This window comes from Kitasatospora sp. NPDC088346 (assembly GCF_044740765.1).
In the GTDB taxonomy this organism is placed as follows: domain Bacteria; phylum Actinomycetota; class Actinomycetes; order Streptomycetales; family Streptomycetaceae; genus Kitasatospora.
This window is the reverse complement of sequence record NZ_JBIURH010000010.1, coordinates 172,284-198,132: the sequence shown is the minus strand read 5'-3', so window position 1 is coordinate 198,132 and position 25,849 is coordinate 172,284. Positions and strand designations below refer to the sequence as shown.

Below are 25,849 nucleotides of genomic sequence, written 5' to 3'. Positions count from 1 at the left end.
CCGGTCGGCGGGCCCCGGCGTCGACCGGCACAGTGGAGCCGTGCGCATCCTGCTGATCTCGGACACCCACGTGCCGGCCCGGGCCCGCCTGCTGCCCGCCGCCCTGCTGACGGCCGTCGACGAGGCGGACGTGGTCGTGCACGCCGGCGACTGGGTCGACGAGGCCACCCTCGACCTGCTGGAGGCCCGGGCCCGGCGGCTGGTCGCCGTGCACGGCAACAACGACGGACCGGCGCTGCGTGCCCGGCTGCCGGAGGTCGCCCGGGCCGAGCTGGACGGGCTGCGGCTGGCCGTCGTCCACGAGACCGGCCCGGCCCGGGGCCGCGAGGGCCGCTGTGACGACCGCTTCCCCGGCACCGACGTGCTGGTGTTCGGACACAGCCACATCCCCTGGGACAGCGTGACCCCCGCCGGGCTGCGCCTGCTGAACCCGGGATCCCCCACCGACCGCCGCCGACAACCGGCCGGCACCTTCCTGACCGCGGTGATCACCGCGGGCCGCCTGGCGGGGGTGCGGCTGCACGAGCTGCCGCCGCGCACCCGACCGGGCGACCGGAGCCGCCCCGACGCTTGAGCACCGCCCGGACGGGTACGTGCCGAGAATGAGCACCTCTTCCCGCGACAACCACGACCGCCACCCCGCCGCGGAGGAGGAGCCGGGCCGCGGCCGCCCCGCCGCCACCGGGATCGAGCCCCTCACCCTCGGCGTCGAGGAGGAGTACCTGCTGCTCGATCCGCAGACCGGCCTGCCGTTGCCCCGCGTCGAGGAGGTCCGGGCCGCCGCCGACCTGCACCCCGCGCTGGAGAGCGCGGAGGTCCAGCCGGAGCTGCTCCAGTCCCAGGTGGAGATCGCCACCCCGGTCTGCCGGGACCTCTCCGAGGTGGGCGGCCACCTGCTGCGCCTGCGGCACTCCCTCGCGGCCGCCGCCGAGTCCTCCGGCTGCCACCTGGCGGCCTGCGGCACCGCCCCGTACGCGGACACCACCCCGCCGGCGATCACCGACGCGCCGCGCTACCGCTCCATCCACCAGGACTTCTCCCGGCTCGCCGACGAGAACCTGATCAACGGCATGCACGTCCACGTGGGCATCCCCGACCGGCAGACCGGCGTCGCCGTCCTCAACCGCCTGCGGCCCTGGCTGCCGCTGCTGGTCGGGCTGGCCGCGAACTCCCCGCTCTGGTACGGCACCGACACCGGCTTCTCCAGCTGGCGCACGGTGGTCTTCAACCGCTGGCCGATCAGCGGCGTGCCGCCGCGGTTCGCCGACGCGGACGACTACGACCGGCGGATCACCGAACTCCAGGACGCCGGGATGATCCGGGACCGCGGGCAGCTCTACTGGCAGGCCCGGCTGTCCGAGCGCTACCCGACCCTGGAGGTGCGGGCCATGGACGTGCAGCTGCGCGCCGACGAGGCCGTGATGCTCGCCGGGCTGGTCCGGGCGCTCGCCACCACCGTGATGCTGGAGGAGCGGGACGGGCACCCGGCGCCCTCCCGGCCGCCGGAGAGCCTGGCCGGCGCGGGCTGGCACGCCGCCCGGTACGGGCTGACCGAGGCGCTGCACGACCCGTTCACCGGCCGGCTGCGGCGGGTCGGCGACGTGGTCAGCGACCTCGTCGAGTACCTGACCCCGGCGCTCGCGCTGGCCGGCGACGAGCGGGAGGTGACCTCCCTGCTGCACCGGCTGTTGCAGGAGGGCAACGGCGCGGACCGGCAGCGCCGCGCGCTGGAGAAGCACGGGCGCCGCGGTCTGGTCGACATGATCGCCGAGGAGAGTGCCGCCTCCTGACCCGGGGCGGGCCGTCAGGCCGCCGACGGCCGGATGTTCTGGTTCAGCCGGAACAGGTTGGTCGGGTCGTACTCCTCCTTGACCCGCACCAGCCGGTCGTAGACGGCCTGCGGGTACGCCGCCCGCACCTTGTCCTCGGCCGCGTCCCCGGTGAAGTTGACGTACGTCGCACCGTTGCCGTGCCGCGCGATGTCCTCCCGGGCCGCCCGCGCCCACGCGGTGGGCCCGTCGAAGCCGGCCGCGTCCGGGGAGCGCGCGATCACGTTGCACATGACGCTCGCGTCCCGCTGGCTGAAGGCGGTCGCGTCGGCCGGCACCCGGGCGAAGGCGCCGCCCAGCTGGTGCAGGTGCACCTCGCTGAAGGGCGTCGGCGACGCCAGGTGCGCGGCCAGGACGGAGTCGATCGCGGCGTCCGTCGGCTCGACGAAGGCCGAGGTGAAGTAGTTGTGGGCGCCGCGCGTCCACAGCGGGTCCAGCAGCGCCTGCATGCCCAGGTACGGCATCGGGCCGAGGACGTCGGCGATCGGGGTGCCGAGGGTGCGCAGCGGCCGGACGGCGGCCTCAGCGGCCTCGGCCGGGCCCGCGTACATCGCGGCGATCACCACGATCCGGGTGCCGTGCACGTCCTCGGGCAGGAACGGCAGCGGGGGTGCGGTGGTCAGGTTGACCAGGGTGGTGAGCTCGTCCGGCATCGCGGCGCAGGCCTCACGCCACCGGGTGATCACCTGCCGGGCCTGGTCGAGCGGGTAGACGACCAGCCCGGCGAGCACCTGCGGCCCCACCGGGTGCAGCTCGAACTCGAACGAGGTGACGACCCCGAAGTTGCCGCCGCCGCCGCGCAGCGCCCAGAACAGCTCGGCGTTCTCCTCGGCACTGGCGTGCACCAGCCGGCCGTCCGCGGTGACCAGGTCGGCCGCCACCAGGTTGTCGCTGGCCAGACCGTCCCGGCGGACCAGCCATCCGAAGCCGCCGCCCAGGGTGAACCCGGCGATGCCGGTCGAGGTGACCAGGCCACCGGTCACCGCGAGGCCGAACGCCTGCGTCTCGTGGTCGAGTTCGCCCCAGGTCAGCCCGGCCTGGGCGACCACCCGGCGGCGGTCGGGGTCGACCCGCACACCCTTCATGCCGGACAGGTCGATGACGATCCCGCCGTCGCAGGTCGAGAAGCCCGCGATGCTGTGGCCGCCGCCGCGCACCGCGACCAGCAGGTCCTGGCTACGGGCGAACTCGACCGCCCGGATCACGTCGGCCGTCCCGGCGCAGCGCACCACCAGGGCCGGCCGCCGGTCGTGGGCGGCGTTCCAGACCGCCCGGGCCTCGTCGTACGCGGGGTCGTCGGGGCGCACCACGGTGCCGCGCAGCGCGGCCTCCAGCTCGCCGATGGTGGCGTCCCCGAGGACTCCTGCTGCCGTGTCGGTGGACATCGTGGGCCTCCTTGCTCCGGGCCTCGCTCGCTCCTGGCTCCGGTTCCGGTCTCGCTTCGATACCGGGAACGTTAGGAGGCGCCGCTTTGCAGCCGGTTAGCGTCGGCTTTGCACCGCCGTGCGCCGCAGGTGGGCGAGGCCCCGGACGTCCCCCAGCCGGGTGAAGAGCGCCCGCGCGCGGGCCTCGGCCGCCTCGGCGGCGGGCCGGTCGCCCCCGGCGCGGGCGAGGTCGCGGAGCATGACCGCGACCCAGCCCACCGCGCACACCGACCCGGGCACGCCGTCGAGCGCCAGGGCCCGGGTGAACCGCTCCCCGGCCCCGGTCCGGTCGCCGGCGGCGCGGGCGACCAGACCGAGGTGGAGCAGGCTGTTGGTGAGCCCCGGGATGTCGTCGGTCTCCTCGAACCCGGCGCGGGCCCGGCCGATCGCCGTGCGGGCGCCGTCGAGGTCGCCGACCGCCGTCGCCAGCAGGCCGAGGCTGCCGAGGGTGATCCCGACCTCCCGGCGGTCGCCGAGCCGGCGCCTGATCAGCAGGCCCGCCTCCAGGTGGGTCCGTGCCTCCTCGTACGCCCGGCGGGCGCGGCACAGGTTGCCGAGGGTGTTGAGCGCCAGCGCCTCGCCCCGGGCGTCGCCGAGCGTGCGGAAGTGCCCGACGCTCTCCTCGGCCCGGGTGCGGGCCTCGTCCGCGGCGCCGTCCAGCAGGAGGGCCCTGGCGAGGTTGGCCAGCGCGTAGCCGCGGGCCTGTGCCGCCCGCACCAGCCGTCCGACCAGCACGGTCTCCTCGAAGAACACCGAGGCGCCGGCCGGGCCGTCCGCCTCGACCGTGTACCCGGGGGTCATCACCGGGAAGAACGGGCGGGCGTCGCCGTCGGCCTCGGCGAGCAGCCGCAGGCTGGTGGTGAAGGACTCCCGGGCGGCCGGGCCGTCCCCGCGGCAGACCGCCGCGACGCCCCGCTGGTGGGCGGCGGCCGCGAGCAGGGTCGGTGCGCCGTCGGCGAGTTCGCCGGCCCGGTCGAGGGCGGCCGCGGCCTCGTCCCAGCTGCCGTGCATCCACAGCAGCAGCGCCTGCTGGTGGTGCGCGGTCGCCCGGGCGGGCCGGTCCCCCCGGGCCCGGTGGATCGCGACGACCTCCGCGCCGATCGCCGGCAGCCGGGAGGCGTCGCCGAGCCGGATCGCCAGGACGCCCTGCCCGACCAGCGCCCGGGCCCGCAGGGGGGTCGGCTCGGGTGCGGCGGCGAGCGCGTCGTCCAGCCGGCGCCACCCCTCGGCGAGGTAGCCGCGCTCGGCCCAGAACAGGCGCAGGGCGACGGCCAGCCGCAGCGCGTCCCCGGGGTCGCCGTCGAGGGCCGAGCGCAGCGCGGCGCGGAGGTTGTCGTGGTCGGCCTCCAGGCGCAGCGAGGTGGCGGGCTCCCCGGTCGCCGGGTGCGGGTCCCCGGGCCGGGGGCCGCGCAGCTGCCCGTCCGGCGCGTCCGGGTCGTACGACTCGGCGAGCGCGAGGTAGAAGTCGCGGTGCCGGCGCTCCGTCGCGGGGGCCTCCCCGCTCTCGCGCAGCCGCTCCCGGGCGTACTGGCGGATCGTCTCCAGCAGCCGGTAGCGCACCTCCTCGTCGTGGCGTTCGACCAGGACCAGCGACTTGTCGACCAGTCGACCCAACAGGTCCAGGACGCCCGCGGGTTCGGTGCCGTCGGTGCACACCTGTTCCACGGCGGCCAGCGCGAAGCTCCCGGTGAACACCGCCAGCCGGCGGAGCAGCACCCGCTCCTCGGGGGAGAGCAGCTGGTGGCTCCACCGCAGGGTGGCCAGCAGGGTCTGATGGCGGGTCACCGCGTGCCGGCTGCCCTGGCCGAGCAGGGTGAGCGCGTCGTCCAGCCGTTCGGCGATCTGGCGCGGCGCCAGCATCCGGACCCGGGCGGCCGCGAGTTCCAGGGCCAGCGGGATCCCGTCCAGGCGGAAGCAGATCTGGGCGACGGCCGCCGCGTTGTCCTGGTCCAGCCGGAAGTCCGGGACGACCTCGGCGGTCCGTTCCACGAACAGCCGTACGGAGGCGAACCGGCCGAGCTCGTCCGGCGGCGGCAGCCGGTGGAGGTCCGGCAGCCCGAGCGAGGGGACCCGCCAGGTGCGCTCGCCGTAGGCCTGCAACGGCTCGCGGCTGGTCGCCAGCACGACCACCCCCGGGCAGCGGGCCAGGAGTTCGGCGACCAGCGCCGCGCACGACTCGATCAGGTGCTCGCAGTTGTCGAGCAGCAGGAGCAGCTCCCGCCCGGCGAGCTGGGCGACCAGCGCGGCCTGGCGCCCGGTGCCGGAGGAGAGCTGGAGGCCGAGGGTCGCGGCGACCGCGTCCGGGACGAACCCCGGGTCGGTGACGGCGGCGAGGTCGACGAACCACACCCCGTCGCGGACGGACTCCACGCGGCGGTCCGCCACGGCGAGCGCCAGCCGGGTCTTGCCGCAGCCGCCCGGGCCGGTCAGGGTCAACAGCCGGCTGCGTGCGAGCAGTTCGCCGACCTCGCCGACCTCCCGGCGGCGGCCGATGAAGCTGGTGGTCTGCGCCGGCAGGTTGTGGCGGTGGCCGGCGCCGGCGGGTTCCTCCTCGACCGAGCCCGCCAGCAGGTCCCGGTAGAGCTCGCGGGTCTGTGGGTCGGGGTCGGAGCCGGTGTCGTCGCGCAGGCCGTCCCGCAGCCGCTCGTAGACCGCCAGCGCCTCCGGCCGCCGCCCGGTCGCGGCGAGGGCCCGCATCAGTGCCCGGTGGCCCGGCTCGGTCAGCCCGCCGCCGGCGGCCTCCAGCACCTCGACGGCCTCCGCGGCGCGGCCCTCCCGCTCCAGCGCCTCGGCGAGGGCAGGCCGCAGCGCGCCGCGGCGGGCGGCGACCGCGTCGCGGGTCTCCTGCGTCCACGGCTCGAAGGTGTCCTCGGGCAGCAGTTCGCGCTCCGCGAGCACGAGCGCCGCGCGCCGCTCGGCGGACCCGCCGTCCGCGGCCCGGCGGACGGCCTGCGCCAGCTCGTCGAGGTCGGTCCGGACGCCGCCGTCCGGTCCGAGCAGCAGCACGTCGTCGCGGATCAGCACCACGTCACCGGGCGCCCCGGCGGTGGCCAGCGCCCGGCGGACGGCGTGCAGGGCCTGGTGGAGGTTGTTGGCGGCGGCCGCCGGATCGAGGTCCGGCCACAGCAGGTCGTAGACCCGGTCCCGGTGCAGGCGGTGGCCGGGCGCCAGCGCCAGCAGCTTCAGTACGCTCCTGGCCTTGCGCAGCCGCCAGGCTCCGGCCGCGACGGACCGGCCACCGACCGTGACGTCGAAGCCACCGAGCAGACAGATGTGCACTTCGTCGGCCATGTCGGCCCCAACGCAGGCTACCGGGCGGGCGGGTCCATTTTACCGGCCCGCCCCGCCCGCCGCCGTGGCTTGCGGGGGCAGGCCGGCCGGGCGGTCACAGCCGGACGACCACCAGGGCCGTGTCGTCGGTGCTCCCGGCGGCCAGCTCGGCGAGCAGGGCGTCGGCGATCCGCTCGGGGCCGAGGGCGCGGTGCCGTACCGCGCCGGCGGTCAGCCGGGCGAGGCCCACGTCGATGTCCTCGCCGCGCCGTTCGACGAGCCCGTCGGTGTAGAGGATCAGCGTGGCGCCGGGCCGGTAGCGCGTGACGGCCTGGGAGCGGGGGGCGGTGTCGTCCCAGGCCCCGAGGGGCGGATCGGTCGCGCCGTCCAGCAGTCGGGACGTGCCGTCGGCCTCGACCAGCACCGGCGGCGGGTGCCCGGCGCAACTGTAGGTGACGGTCCGCTCGGTGCGGTCGATGACGGTCTGGACGGCGGTGGTGGCGAGCGCGCCCTCGACGGTGAGGGCGAACAGCGCCAGCGTCTTGAGGGCCTCGGCGGGCCGGCAGGTGGCGCGGATGGCGGCGTTCAGGGCGCTGTTGAGCCGCCCCATGACGCCGGCCGCTTCGATACCGTGGCCCACCACGTCGCCGACCGCGACGGCGACGTGCCGCTCGTCGAGGTCGAGCAGGTCGTACCAGTCCCCGCAGACGTTCATCGAGCTCGTCGCGGGCAGGTACCGGACGGCCGCGAAGTCGCGGTGCACGGCCTGGACGGACGGCAGCAGGGCGCGCTGAAGGGTGACCGCGACCTCGCGCTCGCGGGCGTGGGCGTCCCGGAGCTGCTCGTTGACCTCCTGCAGCTCCTGGCCGCGGGCCAGCAGGTCGGCGGCCATCTGCTCCTCGCGCGTCAGCGACCGCCGGCGCCCGTCCCGGCCGCGGCCGCCCCTCAACTGCCGGACCAGCGCGGTGACCTCCTCCACCCGGTGCAGGATCAGCTTCACCGTGCCGTCGACGTCCAGGACCGGGGTGTTGACGGTGCTCCAGTAACGCTCCTCGAACGCCCCGGAGTGGTCCGCAGGCTCGACGTCGTACTCGTGCAGGGCCATGCTGTCGCGCTGCCCCGTCCGCAGGACCCGGGCGAGGGAGGCGCGCAGCTTGTCGACGCCGTCGGCCGCCGGGGCCGCGGGGTTGTCGGGGAAGACGTCGAAGAGGTACCGGCCGACCAGCTCGGCGAGGGTGCGGCCGGAGACCTGCAGGTAGGCGTCGTTCGCGTCGACCATGATCAGGTCCGGGGTGAGGACCAGCATCGGACTCGGCGCGGCGCGGAAGGCCGCCGCGTAGTCGACATCCAGCCCGGTCACGTGGCTCCCAGGAAACGAAGGTCCCCTTCGGTGCTGCCAATCTACTGAAGAACGACCGGGTCTTCCTGCGGGCGGCCGTCGGCGGGTGCCGGGGCTCAGCGGGCGGCGGCCGGTCCGGGGCGGTCCGCGGCGGCGAGCAGGACGTGCACCGTCGCCGCCATGGTGTGCTGCGCAGCCCCGGTGTCCAGGCCGCTGCTGCGCCAGTGGTACCAGGCGCTCCAGGTGGTGACGGCGTCCAGCGCGTTGAGCAGGTCGGTCCGGCGGCCGTCCGGCAGCCGGTCGAGCTCCTCGGCGAAGATCTGGGCGAGCCGCAGCCGGGCGAACTCCATCAGCTGCCCGACCACCTGCCGGACCCGCTCGGAGGGGTTCTCCAGCCGCATGATCGCGAGACGGGTGGGGGTGAGCCCCTCCAGTACGCGGGCGCGCTGCTCGACGAGCGCGGCGACCCGCAGCGCCCGGGGACCCGCGGTCGGCAGCGGGTGGACCTGGGCCGTCAGCTGGTCCAGACGGCGCGCGACGGCGACGTCCACCAGCTGCGCCATGTCGGCGAAGTGATGGAACACCAGCCGCCGGGACACCCCGGCCCGCTCGGCGACCCGCTCGGCGGGGAAGTGCGAGCACCCCTCGTCCAGCAGGGAGAGCATCGCGTCGGCGATCCGCTCCCGGCTCTGCCGCCCCCGCTCGGTACGGCCGTCCGGCCCCGGCTGCTTCATCTCGGAGCCCTCCGCGTTCGCTCGCCCCGAGGTTACTGCACCCGCAGTGCAACGGCGGTGGCCGGACGCCTCAGGCCGCGGGCCGGTGCCGGTCGGCGCCCCCGGCGGAGGCGTCGGCGTCGTCCGGCAGCCGCTGCTCCGACCAGATGGTCTTGCCGCGGCTCTCGAACCTGGTGCCCCACCGCTCGCCCAGCTGCCCGACCAGGAAGAGCCCCCGGCCGCCCTCGTCGGTGGGCCGTGAGCGTCGCAGGTGCGGTGCGGTGCTGCTGGTGTCGGAGACCTCGCAGATCAGCGTGCGGTCCAGGACCATGCGCAGCCGGATCGGCGCGCTGCCGTAACGGAACGCGTTGGTGACCAGCTCGCTGACGATCAGCTCGGTCGAGAACGCCAGCTCCGCCAGGCCCCACACCCCGAGTTGGTGCTCCGCGAGCCGGCGGGCGGTGCCGACGACCCGGGGATCGTCCGGAAGGGTCCAGATCGCGACGCAGTCCTCGCCCAGCTCCGCCGTCCGGGCCAGCAGCAGGCCGGCGTCGTGGGCGGTACGGGCGGGCGTCAGCGCGTAGGCGGCGTCGTCGCACAGCTGCCGCAGGCTGTGGTCGGGGTGCGCCATCACTCGTTCGAGGATCTGGGCGGGGCCGGTGCCGCCGGCGCCGCGGCCGGCCGAGGCGAGACCGACGGTGTGCAGGGCCAGCAGGCTGCCCGCCGGCAGTTCGACCGACAGCGTCTCGTAGCCGCCGGCGCCGGTGCCCAGCGGCGGGCCCTCCGGGAGGACGAAGGGCACCGGCTCGCCGTTCGGGGCGACGATCACCGGGGCCGGGTGGTCGGCCCCGGCGAGGCTGCAGATCCGGGTGGCCGGGTCGTAGACGGCGTACAGGCACGAGGCCAGCGGCCGCAGGCCCGGTCCGCGCCCGCCGCCGGGCTCCCACTGCTCGGCGTTGAGGGTCCGGGCGGTCTCGTCCAGGCAGCTGAGCAGTTCGTCCGGCGGCAGGTCGCGGACGGCGAGCGTGCGCAGCGCCGTCCGCAGCTGCCCCATGGTGGCGGTGGCCTCGATGCCGTGCCCGGCCACGTCCCCGACGGTCAGGGCGACCCGCGCGCCGGAGAGCGGGATCACGTCGTACCAGTGGCCGCCCCCGCCGGCGGTGCCGGGCACGTTCAGGTGCCCGGTCTCCACGGCCGTCAGCGGCGGCGGGTCCTTGGGCAGCAGGTGCCGTTGCAGGGCCGCGGCGATGGTGTGCTCACGGGTGTAGCTGAGCGCGTTGTCGATCGTGAGCGAGGCCCGCCCGGCCAACTCCCGGGCCACCTGGAGGTCCGCCTCCTCGAACGGTTCGTCCCGCTCGTATCGGTAGTGGGCGACCACCCCCAGGACCGCGTCGTGGGCCAGCAGCGGTGTGACGATCATCGAGTGGACCCCGACCTCCGCGAGCCGCTTCGCCCGGTCGGGTTCGGCCGGCAGCCACGGCTCGTCGGAGGAGACGCGGCGCAGCAGCCGCGGCGCGGCGTCGGTCATGCTGCGGGTGAACGGGGTGGGGAAGGCGAAGGTGGTCAGGCCGTCGGGCTCGACGAGTCCGGCGCCGCCGGCGACCGACCGGAAGGCGGTCCGCCGCAGCGGCACGTCCGCCGGGACCGGCCCGGGCTTCAGCGGTTCGCCGCGCAGCACCTCGTCGAGCAGGTCCACGCTGACCGCGTCCGCGAACAGCGGCACCGCGGCGTCGGCGAGCTCCACGGCGGTGCGGCGGGCGTCCAGCGTCGTGCCGATCGACCGGTGCGCGAGGGCCAGCACGGCGAGGCGCTGCGTCGCCGCCTGCCCCAGGGTGACGTCCTGCGCGGACGCCACGCCGAGCACGGTGTGGTCGGCGGCGCGCAACCGGAACATCGAGACGGACAGCACGATCCGCTCCACCGGACGGGACGGGGACAGGCCGCTCACCAGGTGTTCGCGCACCGGCTCGCCGGTCTTCAGCACCTGCGCGGCCAGCGCCTCCAGCTCGTCCGTGTCGAAGCCCGGCGCGAACTCGCCCAGCCGGTGCCCCACCACGCTGCTCACCGCGACGCCCTTGATGCCCCGGCTCGCCGTGTTGTAGCGCACGATCCGCAGGTCGGTGTCGAAGACGAACAGTCCGACCGGCGCCTGGCTGAACAGGGCGTCGAGTATCTCCGCGGCCCGTTGCTCCCGCTCGGTTCCCGACACCGCTCGCACCTCCCGACGGCAGCTGCTGCCTCGGCACCGCGACGTACACCACGACGCACACCGCGATGTACACCACGATGGCAGAGGCGCCGCCCGTGGCAAGTCCGCGGGCGGCGGCGCGGGACCACGCGAAGCCGTCCAGCGCCTCAGGACCTGAGGTCCGCCGTGCCGCACGGCGTCGACGACCGCCTCCCGTACGGCCGGGCCGATCCGGTGGCGGCCGTCCTCGCGAGCCCCGGCCTCACGGTGCGGGCTGTCGCACGGACGCTCCGTGGGCGACCGGCCCCGATGGGGCGGGCCGGTCGCCGGGCCGGGTCGGGGTGCCCGGCCCCAGCAGCGGGCGTAGCGTCACTGCTATGGGCGTTGATCGGACCGAGCCGGGGGCTGCGCCGTCGCGCCGACGGCCGGGAGCGCTGCGGCGCGCGGGAGCGACCCGTGCCGGCCGCCGGTGACGCGGCCTGGTGGGACGAGCGGCTCGACGAGGCGCTGACCGCCGTCGTGGACGAGTGCGGCGCCTCCTCGGGGGGCGTCTACCTGCTCCCCGACCACGAGGACGTCCTGCACCTGGCCGCCGTCCGCGGCCTGCCCGCCGAGTTCATCGCCCCGTGGACCAGGACCGCCCTCGCCGCCCCGGCACCCACCAGCGACGCCCTGCGCGAGCACCGGCTCGTCTGGTCCGGCAGCCAGCAGGACTTCGCCCGGATGTACCCGCGCATCGCCGTCACCATGCCGTACCACTTCGCGCTGGCGGCCGCCCCGATCCGCACCGCCGAACGCCGCTGGGGCGCGCTGCTGCTGCTGTGGCCCGGTGCCCACCCGCCGCACCTCACGCCCGTCGAACGCGATCGCATCACCGCAGGCAGCGACCGCCTCGCCGACCTGCTCGCCCGCGCGGCGGGCGTCGGCCTGCCGGTCACCGCGCCCGGCCGGCCGCGCGTCCTGCCGCTCCAGCTGGACGAGGCCAAGCTGCCCGCGAGCGCCGCGACCGCCTTCGCCGAACGCCTCCCGGGCGGCAGCTGCGGGCTCGACCTGAACGGGCGGGTCACCTTCCTCACCGAGGCCGCCTGCGACCTGCTCGGCGCCGAGCGCGAGGACCTGCTCGGTGCGATCCCCTGGCAGGCCCTGCCCTGGCTCGACGACCCGGTCTACGAGGACCGCTACCGCGCGGCGATCATCAGCCGCCAGCCGGTCGCGTTCACCGCGCTGCGCCCCCCGGACCATTGGCTGGACTTCCGGCTCTACAGCGGCGAGGACGGGATCAGCGTCCGGATCACCCCGGCCAACAGCGGGCCCGACGCCGCCGCCGTGCCGGCCCGCCCCCGGCCGGCGCCGGTCTCCCGGGCCGGCCAGCTCTACCAGATCATGCACCTGGCGGCCGCCCTCACCGAGGCCGTCACCGCGGACGACGTGATCGCCCTGGTGGCCGAGCAGATCATGCCGGCCTTCGACGCCCAGGGGCTCGCCATGATGAGCGCCGAGGACGGCCGCCTCCAGGTCACCGGCTACCGCGGCTACACCGCGGAGCAGATGGACCGCTTCAACAGCATCCCGCTGGACGAACGCATCGCCCCCATGATGCGCGCGATCACCGCCGGCGCCCCCGGCTTCTTCGGCGCCCCCGCCGAACTCGCCCGCGCCTACCCCGAGGTCCCGCAGGTCACCGGCAAGAAGGCCTGGGCGGTCCTGCCGCTGATCACCTCCGGCCGCCCGGTCGGCTGCTGCCTGCTCGCGTACGACGAACCGCACCGCTTCGCCGCCGACGAACGCACCGTCCTCACGTCACTCGCCGGCCTGATCGCCCAGGCGCTGGACCGCGCCCACCTCTACGACACCAAGAGCCGGCTCGCCCACGGCCTCCAGCAGGCCCTGCTGCCGCACGCCCTGCCCGCCGTCGCCGGACTGCGGATCGCCTCGCGCTACCTGCCCGCCACCCGCGGCATGGACATCGGCGGGGACTTCTACGACCTGATCCGGCTCGGCCCGACCGAGGCGGCCGCCGTGATCGGCGACGTCCAGGGCCACAACGTGCCGGCGGCCGCGCTGATGGGGCAGGTCCGCACCGCCGTCCACGCCACCGCGGGCGCCGCCCCCGACCAGGTCCTCGTCCGCGCCAACCGGCTGCTCTGCGACCTCGACCCGGACCTCTTCACGACCTGCCTGTACGCCCACCTGGACCTCGCCGCGCACCGCGCCTACGTGGTCAGCGCCGGACACCCGCCGCCGCTGCTGCGGCCCCCCGGCGAGGCCACCCGGGTGCTGGACATCCCGCCCGGCCTGCCGCTGGGCGTCGACACCGGCTCCGCCTACCCGATCACCGACGTGCCGTTCGACGTCGGCGCCCTGATGCTCCTGTACACCGACGGCCTGGTGGAGGCCCCCGACACCGACCTCGACCGCGCCCTGGCGGTCGTCGCCGCCCGGCTCGACCGGGCCGCCCCGGACCTGGAGACGGTGGCGACCGACCTGGTCGCCACCGCCCAGCAGTCCGGCCAGCGGGCCGACGACATCGCCACCCTGCTGCTCCGGGCGACACCGCACTGAGCGTGCCCGCGGCCGCCGCGCTACCGCTGCGTCAGCGCGCGCAGCACCTGCGCGGCCCCGGCGGAGTCGGCCACCACGGCGACCAGCGAGCCGTCGGCGAAGCACAGGTCCACCCGCTTCGGCTGACGCGAGCGGACGATCCCCGTCCCGCCCAACTCGGCGCGCCGGAACCGGCCCAGCAACTCCCCGTGGTCGTGGTCCACCAGCAGCACCCCCCGGTCCGTGAAGGCCAGCAGCGCCCGGGTGTGCCGGTACCGCCGGTGGGCCGTCGGACCGGTGCGGACGGCGACCACGAACCGCCCGGCCAGGCTGTCCCAGCCGCCCACGAAGGGCCGGCCGTGGAACATCCGGCGGACGCCCTTGACGGTGGCCTCGGTCAGGGCCTCCGCGACGTCCTCGACGACGTGCCCGAGATCGAGCAGCAGCAACGGGAAGAGCAGCACGGTCATCAGACAGCCGCGCTTCCTCCCGGCCGGGGCCTTCGCCCCCGCCGGCAGCGGCGGCTTCTCGACCCGCAGACGCCTGGGCAGCTCCCGGCGGACGAACCGGTCCAGACCGACGTCGGCCACCCCGTGCAGGTACTCGCCCGGCTCCAGCCAGGCCAACGGCAGCCGGGACCACTCCTCCAACCGCTCGCGGTAGGCCTGTTCGAGCTTGGGACTGCGCTGGGCCGCCATCAGCCGAACGCCTCCTCGATCCTGGTCGTCGGCACGTGGTACGCCGGGGCGGGCTTCTCGCCGTCGAACTCGCGGGTCACCGAGTCGACGAAGGTGTCGCTGCTCAGCGCGTCCCCGACCGGCGCGCCGGGCGTGCCGGTCAGGCCGGTGGCGCCCTGGAACAGCGGGGTCGCGACCGCTCCCTGGAAGCCCTTCAGCGCGGTCGAGGTGAGGAAGCGCTCCGGCGACTTGTACGGGTTCGCCCAACTGCTCGGGCTGAAGGCCGACTTGCCGCCCTTGCGCATCCGGCCGACCATCTTGCGGGCGGCGTTGGCCCGCTTGATCGCCTGCCCGGCCTTCTCGGCCTCCCGCATCTGCTTGATCAGCCGGCGCAGGGTCCGCAGCTTGCGGGCGAGACTGACCGAGACCTTCTCCACCTTGGCGATGAAGACCAGCATCTCGGCCTCCACCACCACCGCGTCCACGATGGTCGCCAGACCCAGCGTCAGCACGTCCGCGACGATGCCGGCCGCGATGGTGACGGCCAGCCACTCGATCGCCTCGCGGATGATCTCCACGACCAGGTCCTGGGCCAGCTTGCACTCCGCGGCCGCCTGGCTGAGCAGCTGCGCGGTCTGCGCCATGTCCTCGGCGGTGGCGTCGATCGCCTCGACGACCTGGCCCATGTGGTTGCCGAACGCCGCCGAGGCCTCGCCGTGCCACTCGGTGGCGAGCCCGTCGGCGCCGCGCCGCAGTTCGGCCGCGACCTCGCGGGTGGCCTGCGCCTGGGCCTGCCACACCTGCGCGGCGGCGGTCAGGGCGCTGGGGTCACCGGTGACCTTCTCCAGCCAGCCCATCAGCGGCGTCTTCTCCAGCGCCCACCGGACGGCGTCGTCGATGCCCGAGTCGATCGCGCCCTGGGCCGGGTTGTGGATCTCCGGGATCGGGAGCAGCGGCTCCTTCAGGAAGTCCCGGGTCCACTTGTACGCGCCCGCGACGTCGGCGGCGGTGCTCATCGGCCGTCACCCGTGCCCATCATGGTCCGGATGTCCTCGTCGGCGCCGCGGTAGTTGTCCGCGGTGACCTCCAGGCCCTCGGCCGCGTGGTCCAGCACGTCCATCAGGTCGGAGAGGTTCTGCTGCTCCGACACCGCGTGGTCGTTGTAGCCCTCGTGCAGCTCGTCCGAGTCCGGGAGGTGGCCGAAGGCGCCCCCGGGTATCTGGACGGCCCCCAGGGCGGCCTGGATGCGGGCGAGTTGGTCGCGCTGCTGCTCGATGACGGCCGCGTAGCGTTGCAGCACCTCCGGCTGCACTCGGATGTCCGGCGCACTCATGTCTGCCTCACCCTTCCCCCGTTGTCCTGTCCGGCCGCTCTCCGTCCGGCGTGGTGCACCGTGGTGCGCCGATCGGCTGCCGATCGCCCCCCGGGTGCGCGACGAAGCGTAATGTATGACGTTTGGCCAGGTCATATGGGGTGGACCGGTGTGCCGGCGGCGCGCGATGTGCTCCGGATCCGCGCATCGGGCACGCAACCGCCACGGCGGCCGCGGCGTCCGGCGGGCCCCGGCCGTCAGCGCCAGGTGTCGTCGACCGTGAGGGTCCCGGTGGGCGGGGTGGTGGCGGTGCGGTTCGGGCCGTTCTCCCAGGTGACGCCGCCGTCGGCGTCCCGGCGCAGGTACTTGTACTGGACGGCGGTGCCGGGAGGCAGTCGGGCGAAGCCGGTCCAGGCCGGGTACACGGTGGCGCTGGTGGAGAGCGGTACGGCCCGGGCCGGGTCCCAGGCGCCGAGTTCGGCGGTGCCGCCGGTGACGTAGAGGGTCTGCCCCCACCGGGTGGTGGCGGTGACGTGGAAGACACCGGCGACGGGGTTGCCGTCGGCGGCGTTCCACCGGTCGTCCAGGGCCGTCCCGCCGCCGGGGGAGACGAAGGCCGAGCGGTCCGGTCCGTCCTCCCGGGTCAGCGCGCCGGTCGCGGCGCGCCGGAGGTAGCGGTACTGCACCTGGCCGCCGGGCGGCAGCCGCAGGTCGCCGTGCCAGACCGGTCGGTCGGCGGCGTCGGTGGTGAGCGGGACGGCCAGCGCCGGGTCCCAGGCGCCGAGTTCGGCGGTGCTGCCGGAGATCAGCACGGTGTCGCCGGGCTCGGTGTCGGCGGCCACCCGGACCGGGACGGTGACGGCCGGGGGGCGTTCCTCGCCGGCGGCAGCGGCAGCGGCAGCGGTGGGGACGGCGGTCGGGGCCAGGGCCGCGAGCAGGGCGGCCGGCGCGGTGAGCAGGCGCAGCCGGCGGCGGCCGGCGAGCAGGTGGCGGACGGGCACGGGATCCCCCTGGGAGGTCGGCGGAGGGACGGGAGGGGGCGGGCCGGTTCGGGCCGCCGGCCGCATCGAAGCACAGGGCGGAGGCCCGCGTTGAAATTTCTTTCATCATCTTGCGCAAGAAGCGTCGGGTTTCGGCCATACCGCGCCGAGCTGGGACGTTCCGGCCTCGGCGGGTGCGGTGGCGCCTCGCGAGGGCCCCGCGGGGTACGGGAGCCGCCCGGCCGTCAGGAGGCGTACGGGACAGGAAGGCCGGAACCGTTCGACTCCTCGCCCGCCGCCGCCCCGTCGGTCCCGCCGCAGCGGCCCCGTGCGAGGCTGGCGGCCATGGATCTGAAGCGGCAGTTCGCGCGGCCCGAGGGGCTGGGCGGCAGCCTGGTCGGCAGGCTGATGGCAGTGATCAACAAGTCCCAGGTGGAGGACGTCGTCCGGGAGCTGGCGCCGGCGCCCGGCGAACGGGTGCTGGAGATCGGATTCGGCCCAGGTATCGGGCTGGCGACCCTCGCCCGGGCCGCCCCGGACGTCCGGATCGACGGCGTCGACCCGTCTGCCGAGATGGTCGCGGCCGCCCGGCGGCGGGTCCGCCGACACGGCGCGCGGGTCCGGCCGCAGGAGGGCACGGCGGCCGAACTGCCCTGGGAGGACGCGGTCTTCGACGCGGTGTTCGCGACCAACAGCGTGCAGCTGTGGCAGCCCCTGGCGGCCTCCCTCGCGGAGGTCCGGCGCGTGCTGCGGCCGGGCGGACGGCTCGTCCTCGGCGTGCTCGAACGGGCGGTGACGCCCGACGGCGGCAGCGCGGGGCCGTACTTCGACGCGGGCCTGCTGCCCGAGCTGCGGGAGGCCGGATTCACCGGGATCGAGTCCCGCTGGCAGCCCTCGAACCTGGGCGGCACGGAACTGCTCGTCCGGGCGGTCCGTCCCGCGTCGTGACGACCCGCGACGTGACGACCCGCGACGTGACGTCCGGCCGGGGCGTCAGCCGGAGGTCGGGTCGGCGGGCCGGTCGGGGACGGCCGGCGGCCCGGCCTCCGGTGGCAGGCCGAGCGCGGCGAGCTGCTGCCGCAGGTCGCGGACCTCGGCGGTGAGGTCGAGGATGGCCCGGTGGTTGACGTGGTCGAGGCGGTCCTCGGCCTCGAACCGGGCGACGAACCACGCCGCGATGTTGGCGGTCACCACACCCAGCAGTGCGATGCCGGACAGCATCAGCGCGACGGCCAGCAGCCGGCCGAGACCGGTGGTCGGCGTGAGGTCGCCGTAGCCGACCGTGGTCATGGTCGTGAAGGACCACCAGAGCGCGTCGTCGAGCGTGCGGATGGTGGCCGTCGGGGACGAGCGCTCGATCTCCAGGACGGCCAGCGAGCCGAACACCAGCAGCCCGAGGACGGCCCCGGCCACGTACGTCGTCAGCCGGACCTGGGAGGCCATCCTGACCCGCCGTCCGGCCAGCAGCAGGGTCGACACCAGCCGCAGCAGCCGCAGCGGCTGGACCAGCGGCAGGACGACCGACGCCAGGTCCAGCGGGCTGCTGCGGACGAACTGCCAGCGCCGGTCCGCCAGCAGCAGCCGCGTCCCGTAGTCGGCGGCGAAGGCCGCCCACACCCCCCACTCGACCCAGGCGGCGCCGCCCAGCAGCCGGCCGTCGGCGGCGGGGAACAGGATCGGCACCGCGTACGCGAGGGCGAAGACCACGGACAGCGCGATCAGCGGGGTCTGGGTGTGGCGCTCCCAGCGTTCGCGGCGGGTGGTCGCCGACGGCTTTCGCGGGGCGACGGCGGAGGTTGCAGACACGCAGCCAGGCTAAGCCCCCGCGGCGGTGCGGGCCGGGCGGCCCGGTGCGTACCGCCGGCCCGGCGAGGTCCTGGCGCGTCCCGGGTGTTCCGGCCCGGATCCGGGGCGGGCGGCCGCAGGATGGCAGGGCCGGGCGGGCCGGTGCGCGCACAGGAGGAGGACGGACATGGCGATCAGGTGCGTGGTGGCGGCGGTGGACGGCTCGCCGGAGAGCCTGCTGGCGCTCGACTGGGCGGCCGACGACGCGGCCCGTCGGAAGGTGCCGCTGCGGCTGGTGCACGCCTGCCTGTGGGAGCGTTACGAGGCGGAGACCGACGACGAGGACGAGCCGCTGTCCGTCCGCACGGAGGTGCACCGGCTGCTGGCCTCCGCGCTGGCGCGGGCGAACGCCCGGCAGCCCGGCGTCCCGGCGGTGACGGAGGTGCTGCCGCAGGACCCGGTGCCCGCCCTGACCGGGCTGGGCGAGCTGGAGCCGCTGGTGGTGCTCGGGGAACGCGGTCACGGGGGCTTCGAGGGGATGCTGCTGGGCTCGGTGGGCCTGCGGGTGGCCGCCCGGGCGCCCTACCCGGTGGTGGTGGTCCGCGGCGGGTCCGTGGCCGGGCGGGGCGGGGCCGGCCGGGTGGTGCTCGCGGTGGACGAGGACGCGGCGGCGACGGCCGCCGCGGCCGCCTTCGCGGTCGAGCAGGCCCGGCTGCGCGAGGCCGAGCTGGAGCTGGTGCACGCCTGGCGGCCCGACTCCTTCCTGTCGGGCGGCTCGGTGCTGATGACCGACACCACGCCGGAGGACCTGGCGGGGCGGCTGGTGGCGACGGTCGAACTGCCGGGCGCGGGCGGGCTGACGGTGCGCCGGGAGGCGCGGCGGGGGCGGCCGGCGAAGGTCCTGCTGGCGGCGGCCGACGGCGCGGAGCTGGTGGTGCTCGGCGCGGGGCGGCGGCACGGGCACGGCGGGCTGCAGCTCGGCTCGGTCAGTCACGCGGTGCTGCACCACGCGCACTGCCCGGTGGCCGTCGTGCCGGCGCGCTGACCGGCCCGCGCGCTGACCGGCCGCGCGACCGGCCCGGGCCGGGCCGATCGGCGCGGGCCGGTCAGAACCGTGCGGGGCCCACCGTGAGGGAGCGGATCCGCAGGTCGGTGTTGTCCCCGCGGACGCCCACACCGCCGGGGGCGGCGATCCGGTCGGGCCCCTGGTCGCGGGTGTCCAGCACGGTCTGTCCGTCGATCGCCAGCCGGAGCCGGACCGCGCCGGTCAGGGTGTCGGCGACGGTCGCGCTGACGGTGTGCCAGCTGCCGTACTCCATGGCGTGCCGGGCCTCGGCGATGGTCTCGTAGCTGCCCTCGCCGTCGGCGGCGCCGTGGCTGTCGGGGGCCTTGCGCTTCACCACGACGATGCCGTCGCGGCGGCGGAAGCTGAGCGCGTACAGCTCCTGCGGGCTGCGGTAGCGCAGCCACAGGTGCCCGCCGTCCCAGTCCTGGCGAGGGGTGCGGGAGGTGGTGACGGGCGGCTCCAGCAGCACCTCGGCGCGGACGGTGCAGTCGGCGAAGTCGCGCCGCCGGGTGACCAGCCGGAAGACCGCCGAGTCGGTGTGCCGGGCGGAGGCCGGGTCGGGGCTCTGGCCGTCGGGTTCGCCGGTCCACAGGCTGCCGTCGGAGGCGAACAGGGAGCCGCTGGTGACCACCCAGTCCGGGTCGCCGTGGGCGTCGGGGGCGTCCGGGTGGCGGAAGGCGTACTCGTTGGTGAGCAGGCCGTCCCGGGCGGGTGCCCGCCCGGTGAAGGGCCGGAACGGGGCGGGGGCGGAGTCGGCGCCGAGGACGGCGGCGGCCGCGGCCGCCGCCCCGCCGAGCAGCAGCGCTCGGCGGGGGACGGCGGCGGTCGGGCCGGCCACCGGGTCGGTGGGGGCGGGGGCGGTCATTTCACCTCGGCGGGGGTGACCTTGAGGTTGCGGACGGTCGGCCAGGCGTGCCGGGTGACGTCGCGGTAGGCCGAGTAGGCCACGCCGCCGGTCTCGCCCTTCGCGGGCAGCATCAGGTGCACCGCGTTGTCGACGGTGATCCAGGTGGCCTCCGAACCGACCGTGATCGTGACGTCGTGGTGGTCGGCGTCCGCGAGCGCCTTGGAGGCCACCACCCTGCGGTTGTCGGCGCTGCCGGACAGCACCTTCACCCCGCGCCGGCTGACCTCCACGCTGATCGCCTGCGGACTGCCGACGCGTGCCCAGAGCGCCCCGCTGACCTGCGGGGTGTTCAGCCGGCCCACGGTGCCGCGGACGGTGTAGCGGGTCCAGCCGGCGGTGCGCTGCTGCTCGTAGGCGGCGTAGTCGGACAGCGCGAGGCCCTGCGGGGAGAGCCCGTCGCTGCCGACCTTCATGTTGGAGGACTCGCCCGGCGCGAACGCCCAGCTGGCGCCGGGGTCGAGCAGCACGGCCTGGGCGACCGGGAGCTGGCTCGGACCGGCGGCACCGGTCGTCGCGGGCACCTCCTTGACCGTCACCTTGCCGAACGCGGGCCAGGCGCCGCCGGCGCCGTTGCGGACGCTCAGCGCGATGCCGCCGGTGGCGTCGCCGCCCGCGGCGGTGCCGGTGGCGGACAGCTCGGTGCGGCCGTCGACGGTCACCCGGGTGGTGTTCCCGCTGACGGTGACCTCCAGGCTGTGCGAGGCGGCCGCGACCAGCGGCTTGGTGGCGAGCTGCTCGCGCTTGTCGCCGCTGCCGCGGGAGAGCACCGCGGTGTTGCGGCTGACGCTCACCGAGATCGGCTCCAGGCTGCCGGTCCGGACCGTCATGCCGACGTTGGTGTTGTCACCGAGCCGGTCGACGGTCGCGGCGGCGGTGTAGTCGGTCCAGTCGGCGGAGGCCGTCGGGAGGTAGTCCGCGGACACGTAGGACACCCCGGCGGGGTACGGGCCGGTGCCGGTCAGCACGCCGATGCCGGTGTCGTTGGTGCCGTCGCTGCGGGTCCACTGCTCGGGGTGGTCGAGTGCGGCGTCGACGGCGGGCGGGACGAGCGTCCAGCGGGCCACGTCCGCGACCAGTTCCCGGGCGGTGGTGTGCTGGTAGACCTCCAGGCGCTGCACCTGGCGGGCGGCGGCGGCCCGGCGGCCGGCCGGCAGCGGGCGGCGGCTGACGTCGGTGAGGGTGGCCGCGAAGGACTTCTCCAGCAGCGACTGCAGGGACGGGCCGGGCACCGGCAGGTTGCCGCGCTCGCTCATCTCGGAGAACGGGTAGGCGAACATCTGCGGCCGCGGCAGACCGTGGTCGGCGAAGTCCTCGATCGAGCGGGTGATGTCCGCACCGACCCGGGAGGTGTACTCCTCCACCGTCTCGTCCCGCTTGCGGTCGGCCAGCCAGAGCCGGTTGGCCAGCGCGGACGCCTCGGTGCCCTTGTCGTCCACCACGCCGCGCCAGTGCAGGTCGTGGGTGTGGTCCTGGAAGTCCCAGCGGCCGGAGCCGGCCATCCGGGAGATCTCCTCCCAGGACAGGTAGTACGGCCGGTTGCGGCCGACCTTTCCGGTGATCAGGTACGAGGCGGCGTGCATGTGGTGGCGCGCCAGGATCCGGTCGGCGTACACCCACAGGCCGTTGGTGCCGTCGTCGAAGGTGATGTACACCGACCGCGGCGGGGCCGGGCCGCCCTTGAGATAGTCGACGAACTCGTCGGTGGTCAGGGTGCGGTAGCCGGCCGTCTCCAGGGCGGTGAGCTGCTGGTCGAAGGCCTCGGGGGTGACGATGTACTGGCTGTCGCTCTTGGGGCTGATGTCGTGGTAGGTCAGCACCACCGGCGCGGCGGTGGCCGGCAGCTTCTCCGCGCCGGACTGCCAGGCGGCCTGTTCGGCGTGCGGCAGGCGGGCCGGCTCGGCGAGCGCGGCCTGCGGGGTGACGTCCCGGCGGAAGACGTAGTACTTCCAGCCGGCGTAGAACGGCAGGGCGAGCACGGTCAGCGCGGTGGCGGCGAGCGCCAGCCGGGCCACCCAGTGCGTGGCGCCCCGGCGCGGGCGGGGGGCCTGGCGGCCGGTGTGCAGGTCGGTCACAGCAGGCTTCCTCGGGAGAGCACGATCGCGTACACGGCGGCGACGGCGGCGGTGGTGAGCACCGCGGCGATCACGCGCAGCAGGGTCCGCAGGGCAGGGATCACGTCGCACTCCTCGACCAGACGCCGCGTCGGATGGTGAACAGGGAGTAGGGCAGCAGCCAGGCGAGGACCACCGAGGACAGCAGGCTCATCACCGGCCGGTAGCGCCAGCGGGTGTCCCCGGGGTTGTCGACCTTGAAGGCGAGGCCCCAGACCGAGCCCTTGAGGACGACGCCGCACAGGTAGAGCAGGGTGAGGAAGGCCGCACCGTGGATCGGTGCCCACAGCAGGTGGCGGAAGGCCATCAGCGGGGCGGAGACCACCCACAGGGCGTGGCCGTAGTAGAGCAGGGCCGGGCCGAGGCCGCGGCGCCACATGAAGGTGCCGGTGAAGCAGAGGTTGCGGATGAAGCTCTTCTTCCAGCGGATCTGCTGCTTCATGAACGGCCGGAACCGGGCGGGCACGTTGGTCCACACCCGGGCGGACTCGACGTACCCGATCCGCCACTGCCGCTCGGGGTGGTCCTGCGCGGTGACGAACGGCGAGTCGGCGTACTGGCGCTTGAGCGCCCGGCCCTTCCACTTCTGGCCGAGCACGTAGCCGGTGAGCTGGCGGTCGGTGGCGAAGCGGAACGGTGCGCCGAGGAATCGGTCGCCCGCCCAGGCCGGCAGGTAGTTGTAGATGGCGTCGCGGCGGAAGACCGCCAGCGGGCCGGAGACGCAGGTGACCGAGCCGAAGGTGGACTCGGCGGCCTTGGCGACCCGGAACTGGCCCTCGTACCAGACGTCCTGGGCCTTGGTGAAGACGCTGACCGGGGCGTTCAGCGCGCGGCAGTGGCCGCTGACCGCGCCGAGCTCGGGGTGGCGCACCAGGGCGTCCACGCAGCGGCGCAGGGCGTCCGGGGCGAGGATGCAGTCGGAGTCGGTGAAGGCGATGACGTCGCCGTCGGCGATCTCGCAGGCGCGGACCAGGGCGTGCTTCTTGCCGAGGTTCTTCTCCAGGTAGATCACGGTGATGCCGAGTTCGTGCTCCAGCCGGCGCAGCACGTCGCGGGTGCCGTCCTCGGAGAGGTCGTCGACGACGACGATCTGCAGGTCCGGGTACTCGGAGGAGGCCATCGAACGGACGCAGTCCTCGATGCACTCCTCCTCGTCCTTGACGGCGAGCAGGAAGCTGACCCGGGGGAGCGCCGGCAGCGCTGGGAAGTCGGCCAGGTTCCTGGGCCGCTTGCGCAGCTCGCGCACCGAGGGGTCGTCGTACTTGCTGTAGGCGATGTAGAGCATCGCGATGGTGCCGGCCAGCACCACGAAGCCGTAGCCGAGGACCAGCGGGCTCTGCGGCAGCCGGGGGGCCTCGCGGGCGAGGATCAGCAGCAGCGGCAGGATGCACAGCAGGGTCAGCACCCGGCGGACGCCGTGCCGCAGGGCCGGGTCCATCCGGTCCATGGCGCGGCCGAGCGGGCCGGGGCGGCGCTCGCGGGCGCGGACTCCGGGCGGCAGCGGCGGCAGGATCCGGGCGGCGCGGTCGGCGGTGCCCGGGTCGGCCGGGGCGGCGGGGCCGGCCGGCCGGTCGGCGAGCAGGACGCCCGCGGGGTGGGCCGGGACGTGGTCCCGGTCGTCGTGGGACGGCGGCAGGCTCACAGGACCGCCTTGGAGGGCAGGCCGGTCAGCCGGTAGGTGGCGTCCAGCACGCTCGGGCGGTCCGTCAGCCAGCCCAGGTCCGTGCCGGGGTGGACGGTGTGCACGATCACCAGGTCCCACTCCTGCGCGCCGGGGTCGGCGACGCTGTGCCGCACGGTGCCGTGCAGGCGGGCCTCGGGGACCAGCGGGTCGGCGTACGCGACCTCGGCGCCGAGCTCGGCGAGCTCCTCGATGATCTCCAGTGCCGGGGACTCGCGGACGTCGGCGACGCCGGGCTTGTAGGCGATGCCGGAGACCAGCACGCGGGCGCCGGCCAGCGGCAGGCCGCGGTCGGCGAGCAGCTCCAGTGCCCGGCGGACGACCTGGCGCGGACGGCCGGCGATCGCGGTCATCGCGGTGTCGACCAGCGGCGAGGAGATCCGCAGGCGGCGCAGCTGCCACAGCAGGTAGTGCGGGTCGCACGGGATGCAGTGCCCGCCGACGCCGGGGCCGGGGTAGAAGGGCATGAAGCCGTACGGCTTGCTGGCGGCGGCCTCGATGATCTCCAGCGGGTCGAGGTCCAGACCGCGGCAGTTGTCGGCGAACTCGTTGGCGAGCGCGATGTTGACGGCACGGAAGGTGTTCTCGAACAGCTTGGTCATCTCGGCGGCCTCGGCCGAGCCGACCCGGTGCACGGACGGCGCGGTGTGGGCGAGGACCTCGGCGGCCAGCTCGGTGCAGCGGGCGGTCACGCCGCCGACCACGCGCGGGGTGCTGTCCTGGGCGTGGTGGGCGTTGCCCGGGTCGATCCGCTCGGGCGAGAACGCCACGTGGACGTCCTCGCCGACCCGCAGGCCGCGCTCGCCGAGCGGGCCCACCAGCAGGTCGCGGGTGGTGCCGACGTACGTCGTCGAGGTGAGCATCAGCAGCTGGCCGGGGACCGCGTGGGCGACCACGGTGGCGCAGGCGGCGCTGAGCGCCCGCAGGTCGGGGACGAGGTGCGGGTCGACCGGGGTGGGCACGCAGACCATGACCGTGTCGGCCGAGGCGATCGCGGCGGGGTCGGCGGTGAGTTCGAGGCCGGGGCCGCCGAGCGTGCGGCCGAGCCGGTCGCGGTCGGAGGGGAGCAGGTCGACGTCCTGACGGCGGATCGCGTCGAGGCGCTCGGTGCTGACGTCGACGCCGATCACCCGGCAGCCCGAGGCGACCAGGGCGAGGGCGGTGGGCAGGCCCACGTAGCCGAGGCCGACGACGGCGACCGTCGGCGCCTCCAGGACGGCCGTGCCCGACGGGGCCGGGACGTGGGCGGAGCCCACGGTGGGGGGAACCGGCCCTGCGGACAGGGTTGGCATGGCGGTCATCGATGCTCCGAACGCGTCCCGGATCGCGCCTGGGCTGTGGTGAGGGCGATCCGGGTGAGGTGGACGATCCGCGACAGGGGTGGGCTGTGGCGGCCGTGTCCCCCGGGCGTTCGTTGTTGGCTGCTGCGGCCGCGCGGGGACAGGTGTGGACCACCCCCTGTGGCAACCGGAGAAATATGTGGTCGGGGCCCGGGCCGTGGCAAATGGGCCGGATGCCCGGAAACGGTCCCGAAGTCTGCCCTTCCGGTCATCAGTTCCTGCCCGGGGAAGGCGATTTACCGGCCGGTAACTCGGCGGATGAAAGTTCCCTGAGAGGGAAACCGTGACATGAATGTGATCATCCGATTGTGCTCCGGATGGGGTGTGCGCGAGGGGATTTCCGGCCTCAGTCCCAGGCCGCACAAGTAGTGTTCGTCGGCGTACGGTCCGGCGGGGCGGTGTGCGGTGCCACCGCCCCGGCGGCCGCCGGTCGTGCCGGGTGCCGGTCAACTTCTTGCACTCACCGTGCAAGAATATTTCTGCGCTGTGAGTGCAAGGATTCGGCGCTGGTCCGGCCGGGAGGGGGTGTGCCCCGACCCGGGGGGGCGTCCCGCCTGGCGAGACGCATCCGGGACGAAGCAACCAAGTGTCAACGTGCCTGTCTTGACAGTGATTTGGCCAATGGACATACTCACGGCCAGCCTGGCGGCGAGGAGTTCCGGGACCCTGTGGCCTGCGCGCCGGGA

19 protein-coding genes are annotated in these 25,849 nt (G+C 75.1%); 5 read left to right on the top strand and 14 right to left on the bottom strand.

Features of this window, described 5'->3' with window-relative positions:
- The first annotated feature begins 40 nt into the window (after positions 1–40).
- Both ACIOFR_RS16600 and ACIOFR_RS16595 read left to right on the top strand, forming a co-directional pair.
- Positions 41–574, top strand: coding sequence for a metallophosphoesterase family protein (locus tag ACIOFR_RS16600; protein ID WP_400997341.1), 534 nt, complete (start codon positions 41–43; stop codon positions 572–574).
- Between the two features lie 28 nt (positions 575–602).
- Positions 603–1,790: a glutamate--cysteine ligase gene (locus ACIOFR_RS16595; protein WP_400997338.1), complete on the top strand. Its 1,188-nt coding sequence runs from the start codon at positions 603–605 to the stop codon at positions 1,788–1,790.
- Between the two features lie 14 nt (positions 1,791–1,804).
- On the opposite strand, the gene ACIOFR_RS16590 is transcribed toward ACIOFR_RS16595, so the two are convergent.
- From ACIOFR_RS16590 to ACIOFR_RS16570, 5 genes are all read right to left on the bottom strand, one after another.
- A complete protein-coding gene (locus ACIOFR_RS16590; RefSeq protein WP_400997335.1) occupies positions 1,805–3,214 on the bottom strand; it encodes an FAD-binding oxidoreductase in 1,410 nt (469 codons plus the stop codon).
- 96 nt (positions 3,215–3,310) lie between these two features.
- Complete coding sequence (locus ACIOFR_RS16585) at positions 3,311–6,544, bottom strand: BTAD domain-containing putative transcriptional regulator (RefSeq protein WP_400997333.1); 3,234 nt, start codon at positions 6,542–6,544, stop codon at positions 3,311–3,313.
- A gap of 94 nt (positions 6,545–6,638) precedes the next feature.
- Positions 6,639–7,883, bottom strand: coding sequence for a PP2C family protein-serine/threonine phosphatase (locus ACIOFR_RS16580; RefSeq protein WP_400997331.1), 1,245 nt, complete (start codon positions 7,881–7,883; stop codon positions 6,639–6,641).
- Between the two features lie 95 nt (positions 7,884–7,978).
- Positions 7,979–8,596 carry a TetR/AcrR family transcriptional regulator gene (locus ACIOFR_RS16575; protein ID WP_400997329.1) on the bottom strand — a complete coding sequence of 206 codons (618 nt, stop codon included), beginning with the start codon at positions 8,594–8,596 and terminating at the stop codon, positions 7,979–7,981.
- Between the two features lie 70 nt (positions 8,597–8,666).
- A complete protein-coding gene (locus ACIOFR_RS16570; RefSeq protein WP_400997326.1) occupies positions 8,667–10,784 on the bottom strand; it encodes a SpoIIE family protein phosphatase in 2,118 nt (705 codons plus the stop codon).
- Between the two features lie 435 nt (positions 10,785–11,219).
- On the opposite strand from ACIOFR_RS16570, the gene ACIOFR_RS16565 reads away from it, so the two are divergent.
- On the top strand, positions 11,220–13,325 hold the full coding sequence (locus ACIOFR_RS16565; protein ID WP_400997324.1) for a SpoIIE family protein phosphatase: 2,106 nt from the start codon (positions 11,220–11,222) through the stop codon (positions 13,323–13,325).
- Between the two features lie 20 nt (positions 13,326–13,345).
- Here ACIOFR_RS16565 and ACIOFR_RS16560 read toward each other — a convergent pair whose 3' ends face one another.
- The 4 genes from ACIOFR_RS16560 to ACIOFR_RS16545 all read right to left on the bottom strand — a co-directional run bounded on the left by ACIOFR_RS16560 (position 13,346) and on the right by ACIOFR_RS16545 (position 16,294).
- Positions 13,346–14,002 carry a hypothetical protein gene (locus ACIOFR_RS16560; RefSeq protein ID WP_400997322.1) on the bottom strand — a complete coding sequence of 219 codons (657 nt, stop codon included), beginning with the start codon at positions 14,000–14,002 and terminating at the stop codon, positions 13,346–13,348.
- The gene (locus ACIOFR_RS16555; protein ID WP_400997320.1) at positions 14,002–14,997 is read right to left on the bottom strand and encodes a WXG100 family type VII secretion target; all 996 of its coding nucleotides are present in this window, start codon (positions 14,995–14,997) and stop codon (positions 14,002–14,004) included. Before ACIOFR_RS16555 ends, ACIOFR_RS16560 begins: the two co-directional genes overlap by 1 nt.
- Complete coding sequence (locus ACIOFR_RS16550) at positions 14,994–15,314, bottom strand: hypothetical protein (protein ID WP_400997318.1); 321 nt, start codon at positions 15,312–15,314, stop codon at positions 14,994–14,996. Before ACIOFR_RS16550 ends, ACIOFR_RS16555 begins: the two co-directional genes overlap by 4 nt.
- 236 nt (positions 15,315–15,550) lie before the next feature.
- The gene (locus ACIOFR_RS16545; protein WP_400997316.1) at positions 15,551–16,294 is read right to left on the bottom strand and encodes a carbohydrate-binding module family 20 domain-containing protein; all 744 of its coding nucleotides are present in this window, start codon (positions 16,292–16,294) and stop codon (positions 15,551–15,553) included.
- 324 nt (positions 16,295–16,618) lie between these two features.
- Between ACIOFR_RS16545 and ACIOFR_RS16540 the strand changes: the two genes are divergently transcribed.
- Complete coding sequence (locus tag ACIOFR_RS16540; protein ID WP_400997314.1) at positions 16,619–17,221, top strand: class I SAM-dependent methyltransferase; 603 nt, start codon at positions 16,619–16,621, stop codon at positions 17,219–17,221.
- Between the two features lie 45 nt (positions 17,222–17,266).
- Here the strand turns inward: ACIOFR_RS16540 and ACIOFR_RS16535 are convergent, their stop codons facing one another.
- Positions 17,267–18,079 carry a potassium channel family protein gene (locus ACIOFR_RS16535; RefSeq protein WP_400997312.1) on the bottom strand — a complete coding sequence of 271 codons (813 nt, stop codon included), beginning with the start codon at positions 18,077–18,079 and terminating at the stop codon, positions 17,267–17,269.
- A 166-nt stretch (positions 18,080–18,245) separates the two neighbouring features.
- Here ACIOFR_RS16535 and ACIOFR_RS16530 point away from each other — a divergent pair, with 166 nt between their 5' ends.
- Positions 18,246–19,103 (top strand): universal stress protein, encoded by an 858-nt coding sequence (locus tag ACIOFR_RS16530; RefSeq protein ID WP_400997310.1) that lies wholly within the window; start codon positions 18,246–18,248, stop codon positions 19,101–19,103.
- 61 nt (positions 19,104–19,164) lie between these two features.
- On the opposite strand, the gene ACIOFR_RS16525 is transcribed toward ACIOFR_RS16530, so the two are convergent.
- The 4 genes from ACIOFR_RS16525 to ACIOFR_RS16510 all read right to left on the bottom strand — a co-directional run bounded on the left by ACIOFR_RS16525 (position 19,165) and on the right by ACIOFR_RS16510 (position 25,124).
- The gene (locus tag ACIOFR_RS16525) at positions 19,165–19,989 is read right to left on the bottom strand and encodes a hypothetical protein (protein WP_400997307.1); all 825 of its coding nucleotides are present in this window, start codon (positions 19,987–19,989) and stop codon (positions 19,165–19,167) included.
- Entirely contained in the window at positions 19,986–22,103 is a 2,118-nt protein-coding gene (locus ACIOFR_RS16520; RefSeq protein ID WP_400997305.1) for a polysaccharide deacetylase family protein, read from the bottom strand. Before ACIOFR_RS16520 ends, ACIOFR_RS16525 begins: the two co-directional genes overlap by 4 nt.
- A gap of 100 nt (positions 22,104–22,203) precedes the next feature.
- Positions 22,204–23,589, bottom strand: a complete 1,386-nt coding sequence (locus ACIOFR_RS16515) for a glycosyltransferase (RefSeq protein ID WP_400997424.1) — start codon at positions 23,587–23,589, stop codon at positions 22,204–22,206.
- A gap of 191 nt (positions 23,590–23,780) precedes the next feature.
- On the bottom strand, positions 23,781–25,124 hold the full coding sequence (locus ACIOFR_RS16510) for a nucleotide sugar dehydrogenase (RefSeq protein ID WP_400997303.1): 1,344 nt from the start codon (positions 25,122–25,124) through the stop codon (positions 23,781–23,783).
- Positions 25,125–25,849 lie beyond the last annotated feature (725 nt).

Bases quoted from the DNA above. Each gene is read 5' to 3' on its own strand.
- ACIOFR_RS16510 (WP_400997303.1), bottom strand. From the start codon at position 25,124: ATGACCGCCATGCCAACCCTGTCCGCAGGGCCGGTTCCCCCCACCGTG.
- ACIOFR_RS16595 (WP_400997338.1), top strand. From the start codon at position 603: ATGAGCACCTCTTCCCGCGACAACCACGACCGCCACCCCGCCGCGGAG.
- ACIOFR_RS16550 (WP_400997318.1), bottom strand. From the start codon at position 15,314: ATGAGTGCGCCGGACATCCGAGTGCAGCCGGAGGTGCTGCAACGCTAC.
- ACIOFR_RS16575 (WP_400997329.1), bottom strand. From the start codon at position 8,596: ATGAAGCAGCCGGGGCCGGACGGCCGTACCGAGCGGGGGCGGCAGAGC.
- ACIOFR_RS16585 (WP_400997333.1), bottom strand. From the start codon at position 6,544: ATGGCCGACGAAGTGCACATCTGTCTGCTCGGTGGCTTCGACGTCACG.
- ACIOFR_RS16540 (WP_400997314.1), top strand. From the start codon at position 16,619: ATGGATCTGAAGCGGCAGTTCGCGCGGCCCGAGGGGCTGGGCGGCAGC.
- ACIOFR_RS16590 (WP_400997335.1), bottom strand. From the start codon at position 3,214: ATGTCCACCGACACGGCAGCAGGAGTCCTCGGGGACGCCACCATCGGC.
- ACIOFR_RS16525 (WP_400997307.1), bottom strand. From the start codon at position 19,989: ATGACCGCCCCCGCCCCCACCGACCCGGTGGCCGGCCCGACCGCCGCC.
- ACIOFR_RS16555 (WP_400997320.1), bottom strand. From the start codon at position 14,997: ATGAGCACCGCCGCCGACGTCGCGGGCGCGTACAAGTGGACCCGGGAC.
- ACIOFR_RS16515 (WP_400997424.1), bottom strand. From the start codon at position 23,589: ATGGACCGGATGGACCCGGCCCTGCGGCACGGCGTCCGCCGGGTGCTG.
- ACIOFR_RS16530 (WP_400997310.1), top strand. From the start codon at position 18,246: ATGGCGATCAGGTGCGTGGTGGCGGCGGTGGACGGCTCGCCGGAGAGC.
- ACIOFR_RS16560 (WP_400997322.1), bottom strand. From the start codon at position 14,002: ATGGCGGCCCAGCGCAGTCCCAAGCTCGAACAGGCCTACCGCGAGCGG.